The organism is Rhodococcus aetherivorans (assembly GCF_011058165.1).
GTDB lineage: Bacteria > Actinomycetota > Actinomycetes > Mycobacteriales > Mycobacteriaceae > Rhodococcus > Rhodococcus aetherivorans.
Genome location: NZ_JAALEG010000033.1, coordinates 46,980 through 53,827 on the forward strand (window position 1 = coordinate 46,980; position 6,848 = coordinate 53,827).

5 protein-coding genes and 1 pseudogene are annotated in these 6,848 nt (G+C 73.2%); 3 read left to right on the forward strand and 3 right to left on the reverse strand.

Translation table 11 applies throughout. The features are described 5' to 3' along the window. Positions 1 to 104: 104 nt before the first annotated feature. A complete protein-coding gene (locus tag G6039_RS14955) occupies positions 105 to 863 on the reverse strand; it encodes an SWIM zinc finger family protein (RefSeq protein WP_029542898.1) in 759 nt (252 codons plus the stop codon). After that, complete coding sequence (locus G6039_RS14960; protein WP_029542896.1) at positions 860 to 3,664, reverse strand: DEAD/DEAH box helicase; 2,805 nt, start codon at positions 3,662 to 3,664, stop codon at positions 860 to 862. Before G6039_RS14960 ends, G6039_RS14955 begins: the two co-directional genes overlap by 4 nt. A gap of 189 nt (positions 3,665 to 3,853) precedes the next feature. Between G6039_RS14960 and G6039_RS14965 the strand changes: the two genes are divergently transcribed. From G6039_RS14965 to G6039_RS14975, 3 genes and pseudogenes are all read left to right on the forward strand, one after another. Continuing rightward, a complete protein-coding gene (locus G6039_RS14965; protein WP_006940172.1) occupies positions 3,854 to 4,180 on the forward strand; it encodes a hypothetical protein in 327 nt (108 codons plus the stop codon). Positions 4,181 to 4,261: 81 nt separating this feature from the next. Continuing rightward, positions 4,262 to 4,927 (forward strand): annotated as a pseudogene (locus tag G6039_RS14970) (HNH endonuclease family protein); the annotation flags it as partial. Between the two features lie 140 nt (positions 4,928 to 5,067). Further along, positions 5,068 to 5,892, forward strand: coding sequence for a shikimate 5-dehydrogenase (locus tag G6039_RS14975; RefSeq protein ID WP_029542894.1), 825 nt, complete (start codon positions 5,068 to 5,070; stop codon positions 5,890 to 5,892). 10 nt (positions 5,893 to 5,902) lie between these two features. On the opposite strand, the gene G6039_RS14980 is transcribed toward G6039_RS14975, so the two are convergent. Further along, complete coding sequence (locus G6039_RS14980; protein WP_029542891.1) at positions 5,903 to 6,739, reverse strand: sulfurtransferase; 837 nt, start codon at positions 6,737 to 6,739, stop codon at positions 5,903 to 5,905. Between the last annotated feature and the right edge of the window lie 109 nt (positions 6,740 to 6,848).

Consider the following 6,848-nt stretch of genomic DNA (forward strand, 5'->3'; position numbering starts at 1 on the left):
CATCCTATAGTTGGAAGTCCACGTATGTCCATAGGCGGCTGCGCCGCCGGTGCGTCCTTCGGGTCGCTCCAGCCGCCCAAAGGACGCACCGGCCGAGGAGCGGCCTATCGCAGCCGCCGGTACATCTCTTCCAGGTCGGCGGCACCGCGGATGACCACCGACTCGTCGGTGCCGCCGGCCCGCAGGACCCGCCGCAACAGCATCGGATCGAGATCGTCCAGCGCGGGCCGGTACGGCTCGGCCGGCAGATCCGGCAACCGGATCGCGTCCCCGTAGAAGTCCTCGTCGTCGGTCTCGGCGGCGTCCACCCCGCCGATCAATGCGTTCAGGTCGACCCCGCGCAGGGTGAGCACCGCCAGCGGCTGCTCGTCGACGTGCTCGGCCAGCAGGTACCCGACCGCCGCCGCGTGTTTGCACGGCCACCCGTCGTCCGGGCACGTGCAGTCGAAGTCCAGTTCACCGGCGCGCCGCGGCAGCAGCAGCGGACCCAGTTCCTCCGGCAGCGCACCACCCGCGAGCCGGACCAGCATGCCCGGAGCCGACCGCACCCGGTCGATCAGCTCCGCGACCGCCTCCTCGTCGAGCGTGCGGATCGAGACCGTCGAGGTGAACGGGCGCAGCTGACTGCCCTGCACCTCCCCCACCGCCACGCCGGGCTCGAGCCGCATCGAGACCACCTGTCCCGACCGGGCGTAGGTCCGGCCACGCGCCAGCCGGCCCTTGTCGGCGACCTGCTCCATCGCCGAGACCAGCTCCTTCGACCACCAGGTGCGTCCGATCGACCCGCGCTTCGTCCGCGCCTCGATGCCGCCGACGACCCGCCGGCGCTTGCCGTAACGGTCGAACCCGCCGGCCGGGCTCACTCGCCCACCGCCTCGTCGCCCAGGGACAGCAGCGAGTGCAGCTGCTCGGTGGACAGCTCGGTGATCCAGTTCTCGCCCGCTCCCACCGCAAGCTCCGCCAATTCCTGTTTCCCCGCGATCATTTCGTCGATCCGTTCCTCCAGCGTGCCGACGCACACGAGCTTGCGGACCTGCACGTCGCGGCGCTGGCCGATGCGGAACGCCCGGTCGGTGGCCTGGTTCTCCACCGCCGGATTCCACCAACGATCCAGGTGCACCACGTGATTCGCGGCCGTCAGGTTCAGGCCCGTGCCGCCGGCCTTGAGCGAGAGCAGCATCATCGGCGGGCCACCGTCGCCCTGGAACGCGGCGACCATCGCGTCGCGCCGGCCCTTGGACACCCCGCCGTGCAGAAACGGCACCGTGGTGTCGAACCGCTCGGCGAGATACGGGGCGATCAGCTCACCGAACTCCCGGAACTGGGTGAACAGCAGCGCCTTCTCGCCGTCGGCGAGGATCGACTCGACAATGTCCTCCACCAGCCCGAGCTTGCCCGAACGGTGCCGGCCCCGCCGCAGCACCCCGGAGCCGTCGCCCAGGTAGTGCGCGGGGTGATTGCACACCTGCTTGAGCCGGGTCAGCGCGGCGAGCACCGCGCCCTTGCGGGCCATGCCCTCCTTGTCCCGGATCTGCCGCATCATCTCGTCGACCACCGCCCGGTACAGCGCCGCCTGCTCGGCGGTCAGGTTGGCCCGCACCGTCTGCTCGAACTTCTCCGGCAGGTCCGAGATCACCGACGGATCGGTCTTGACGCGGCGAAGCACGAACGGCGACGTCAACGCCCGCAGCCGCGCGGCGGCGGCCGCGTCGCGCTCCCGCTCGATCGGGACGGCGAACCGGGCCCGGAACGTCGACGGCGAACCCAGCAGGCGGGGATTGGCGAAGTCGAGGATCGATCGCAGTTCCTCGAGCCGGTTCTCCACGGGGGTGCCGGTGAGCGCGACGCGGTGCCGCGCGGGGATCGCCCGCGTCGCGCGGGACTGCGCGGTCGCGGCGTTCTTCACGTGCTGGGCCTCGTCGAGCACCACCCGGCCCCAGCGCAGCGACCTCAACGGCGCCACGTCACGCGCGACGAGCGCGTACGTCGTGATCACCAGGTCGCTGTCGGCGACCGCCGCGGCCAGCGCGGCGTCGCGCAACCGCGCCGGGCCGTGGTGGACGTGCACGCGCAGGCCCGGGACGAACCGCTGGGCCTCGCGCTGCCAGTTGCCCACCACCGACATCGGGCACACCAGCAACGTCGGGGGCACGTCGTCGCCGCCCGCCCGTTCGTGGGCGAGCAGCGCGAGCACCTGCACGGTCTTGCCGAGGCCCATGTCGTCGGCCAGCACCGCGCCCAGCCCGAGGCCGCTCATGAACGCCAGCCACTCCAGGCCGCGCTGCTGGTACGGACGCAAGGTCGCGTGCAGGCCGGGTGGGGGCGACACCGGTTCGGGCCGGACCTGCCCGTCGAGCAGGGTCGCCACCCAGCCGGTCGCGGCGACGTCGGTGACCTCCACCGGGGGCGGCTCGTCGCCGGTGAACCTGCCGAACAACGTCGCCAGCGTCGCGTCCGTCGCGCCCTGGCCGGCGACGTAGCGGGCGGCCCGCGCGAGCGCGATCGGATCCGCCTGCACCCACTTGCCGCGCAGCTTGACCAGGTCGCTGTTGGCCGCGATCAGCCGTTCCATCTCGGCGGGGGTGAGCAGCATGTCGCCCACGGCAAGCTGCCACTCGAACGAGACGAGCGCGTTCATGCCGACGGTGTCGTCCTCGGCGGCGACGGGTGCGACCGGCGAGGACACCTGCAGCCGCAGCGACGGCTCGAGCCGCGCCCACGCGCGCGGCAGCAGCAACGCGACGCCGGCCTCACCCAGCGCACGGCCACCGTGCTCCACGAGGTCGGTCACGACCCCCGTCGGCAGCAGCAGGTCCAGGCTGTCCGGGTCGCGCGGCACGTCCTGCAGCCGCGGATACGCCTTCAGGGCGGCGCCGAGCTTGCGGATCCCGATCTGCAGCAGCTGCGCGTCGGAGCCGTCCACCGGCACCGGCACCGGCGCCTGCCCCTCCGACCGCAGGCACACCTCGAGCCGCCACAGCGTGTCGGCGCCGATGCCGTCCTCCTCGTCGTCCGGTTCGACGAGCCGCAGCACCAGGTCGGGCTCGTTTCCGGCGAGCGAGGCCCGCCATTCGTCCAGCGCCTCGGCCATGCGCTGGGAGCCGCTGTGGTGCGGCTGCCCCTCGGCCAGGGCGGCGATCAGCGGATGCAGCGAGGTACCCACGTTGCCGATCAACGCCCGGGTGATCGGATCGGTGAGCTCGGTGGCGAGGTCGTCGAGGAGCGCCGCGGGCCGGCCGGCCTGCCGCTGCACCGGCGGCATCGCGGCGGACAGCTCGGCCGTCCAGGCCCGGATCCGGTCGCCGCCGAGCAGGCGCCACCGGGCCCACCACTGCCCGTCGGCGCGGTGCAGTTCCGGGGCCACCCGCCCGGCCTGCGCCCAGCGCTCGATGCCGCGGGCGACGTGGGCGAGGTAGCGCAGGTCCCCGGCCACCCCCTCGGCGTGCCGCGGCAGCGCCAGCAGCAGCTCCGCGGCGTCGGGCGGCGCGACCGCCACCGCGGGGATCCGCCGCGGAGCGTCGTCGCCGGGCAGACGCAGCTCGACGCGGTGCCGGAACGGCCGGTCGATCCATCGTCGCAGTACAGCGGGTGTGTCGTCGGGCGGGTCGTCGCCGTCGCGCCACAGCATCAGGCCCGCTCCCGGTGACCACAGCCCGTGCAGCATGCCCACCATGGTGCCAGCCGCGACCGACACCGTCGTGACGGGCTGGGGCGCACGCCCGCCGTCGTGGCGGGTGGGCCCGCGCGGGACGGTCGTGCCGAGCGTGCGCCGAGCGCCGGTGACGATCGGCCCTGGATCGGGCTCGCTCCCCGGAGGACACTGGGCTGCAGGTGCACCCACCAGGAGACTGCGATGTCGATCATGATCCAGGTCCTCGAACAGGCCTACAGCGCCCACACCCCTTGGGAGCAGGTCAAGTACGCGTTCGTCGACTCCGAGCACATCACCACGATGCGGCTCGACGGCCAGTGCGGCGTGTGGCTCGACGGGACGAAACACGGTGAGTCCCACCGGCTCGCCGCCACCGCCACCGCGGAGCAGGCGGTGTTCTTCCTGCTGACCGTGTTCGACCGGATCGCCGAGTGCAGGCAGCACGGGGGGTCGTGGATCGTCGGGCACGACGGCCGCACCATCGAGTCCATCCACGCGACGCGGTTTCCGCTGACGACCGACGGCTGAGCGGGCACCGGCGCCGCCGCTGTCGGTGCGGTCGGTGAGAATGTCCGCGTGCGAGGGGGCGCAGCGTTCTGGGGGCTGGTGGTGGCGGTCGCGATCGCCGTGTCGTGGGGTTGGGACCGGATCGAGTCGAACGCACCACCGGCACCGGGCAGCCCCGGCCGCGGCGAGCTCGAACAGTTGCTGGCGCGGGCGGCGGTGGTGCCGCACCGGCCGCAGGTGCCGGGGTACGAGCGGGGGTGCGGACCGGGCGAGGGGTGCGTGTTCGGGGAGGCGTGGTCCGACGACCATCCGGGACCAGGCGGCCGCGACGGGTGCGACACCCGCAACAACGTGCTCGCCCGCGATCTGCGCGACGTGGCGTTCCGGCCCGGCACCGGCGACTGTGTCGTCCTGTCGGGCACGCTGACCGACCCGTACACCGGGGCGCGGCTCGAATTCCGTCGCGCCGAGGGCCGGGCCGTCCAGATCGACCACATCTACCCCCTGGCGGCGGCGTGGGACCTCGGGGCGGCGGCCTGGCCGGCCGAACGGCGCCGGCAGTTCGCCAACGACGTCGCCTACAACCTGATCGCGGTGGACGGCCCGGCGAACGAGGACAAGCGCGATCACACCCCGGCCGAGTGGCTGCCGCCGGCGGCGGCGTATCGCTGCTGGTTCGCGGGCAAGTACCTGTCGGTGGCGGTGCGCTACGGGCTGCCGATCACGGTGGCCGACCGGCGGGCGCTGGCGTCGACGATCTCCGCGTGCCGAGCCCGTCGTCGCGGCGATCGCCCGCTCGTCGGTCGGACCCATCCACGAATTGCCCGCGCGGACGCCCGGTGGTCGCGCGGCTGCCGCCCTCCGGCGCCGTGCCCCGCATCCGGGCGCAGGGAACTAGCGTGGCACTCATGGTTTCGCGCATCACCAAGGACACCCGCCTGTGCATCTCGCTGTCGGGCCGCCCGAGCAACATCGGCACCCGCTTCCACAACTACCTCTACGACGAACTCGGCCTGGACTTCGTGTACAAGGCGTTCACGACGACCGACCTGCCGGCGGCAGTGGCCGGGATCCGCGGCCTCGGCATCCGCGGGTGCGGGGTGTCGATGCCGTTCAAGGAAGCGGTCATTCCCCTGATCGACGAGCTGCACGACTCGGCGCGGGCCATCGAGTCGGTGAACACCGTCGTCAACGAGAACGGGGTGCTGCACGCCTACAACACCGACTACCAGGCGGTGGTGGATCTGCTGCGCGAGCACGAGGTCGACCCCGCGTTGCCGGCCGCCGTCGCCGGCAGCGGCGGGATGGCAAAGGCGGTTGTGGCGGCCCTGCGCGACAGCGGGTTCGCGAACGTGTCGGTGATCGCCCGCAACGAGAAGACCGGTCGCCCGCTCGCGCAGCAGTACGGGTTCGACTGGCGGCCCGAGCTCGGCGAGCTCGCTCCGGGCCTGCTCGTCAACGCCACGCCGATCGGGATGGCGGGCGGGCCGGAATCCGGGCAGCTGCCGTTCCCCGAAGCCACGGTGGGCGCGGCGACGACGGTGTTCGACGTGGTGGCGATGCCCCCGCAGACGCCGCTGATCCGCGCGGCCCAGGAGCGGGGACTGCCCGTGATCACCGGCGCCGAGGTCATCGCCCTGCAGGCGGCGCAGCAGTTCGCGCTGTACACCGGCGTGACTCCGACGCCCGAGCAGGTGCGCCGCGCGTCGGAGTTCTCCCGATCCGCGGCCTGAGCCCCGGCATTCACGCCCCGGTGGCGATCTCCCGGGCCGGGTCCCGGCACCACTGCGACCACGACCCCGGGAACAGGGCTGCGTCGATCCCGGCGAGGGCGAGCGCCGCAATCTGATGGGTCGCGGTCACCCCGGATCCGCAGTAGACGGCGACGGGACCGTCCCCGCACACGGTCGCGAAGCGGTCGGCGAGTTCCTCGGCGGTCCGGAACGTGCCGTCCTCGCGGAGGTTGTCCGTGGCGGGGGCGCTGACCGCGCCGGGGATGTGGCCGGCGCGCGGATCGACGGGCTCCTCGTCGCCCCGGTACCGCGCCGCGGCCCGCGCATCGAGCAGGGTTCCCCGCGAAGGGAACTCGGCCGCCTCGTCGATGCCGACGGTGGACATCCGGCCGCCGCGCAGGGTCACCGATCCCGGCTTCACGGCCTCCCCCGGCCCGGCCGCGAGGCCATGTCCCGCCGCCGTCCACAGCGACAGCCCGCCGTCGAGCAGGCGCACGTCCCGAAGGCCCGCCCAGCGCAGCAGCCACCAGGCCCGGGCGGCGGCGAGGCCCCCGGTGTCGTCGTAGACGGCGACGGTGTCGCCGTCGTCGATCCCCCACCGTCGCGCGTGGTCCTGCAGCCGCACCACGTCCGGCAGGGGGTGACGGCCTCGCTCGGGCGAGCCCGGATCGGCGAGCTCGGTCTCGAGGTCGACGTACACCGCTCCGGGGATGTGACCCTCGTGGTAGCGGTCCTCGCCGTTCGGGTCGTCGAGCGACCAGCGCACGTCCAGCAGAACCGGCGGCCTGCCCACCTCGACGAGATCGGCCAGTTCGCGCACGGTCATCAGCACGGGATTCGCAACCATGGCTCCGATCCTGGCACGCCCGCGCGGTGGGCGCCGCGCGACACGGGAGGTGCGGCGGCGTCCACTGCGGCAGAATGCCGCCCGTGTCAGATGCTCCCGCGCCCACCCG

Excerpts from the sequence above, each read along its gene's own strand:
- G6039_RS14975 (WP_029542894.1), top strand. The coding sequence starts at position 5,068 with ATGGTTTCGCGCATCACCAAGGACACCCGCCTGTGCATCTCGCTGTCG.
- G6039_RS14965 (WP_006940172.1), top strand. The coding sequence starts at position 3,854 with ATGTCGATCATGATCCAGGTCCTCGAACAGGCCTACAGCGCCCACACC.
- G6039_RS14980 (WP_029542891.1), bottom strand. The coding sequence starts at position 6,739 with ATGGTTGCGAATCCCGTGCTGATGACCGTGCGCGAACTGGCCGATCTC.
- G6039_RS14960 (WP_029542896.1), bottom strand. The coding sequence starts at position 3,664 with ATGCTGCACGGGCTGTGGTCACCGGGAGCGGGCCTGATGCTGTGGCGC.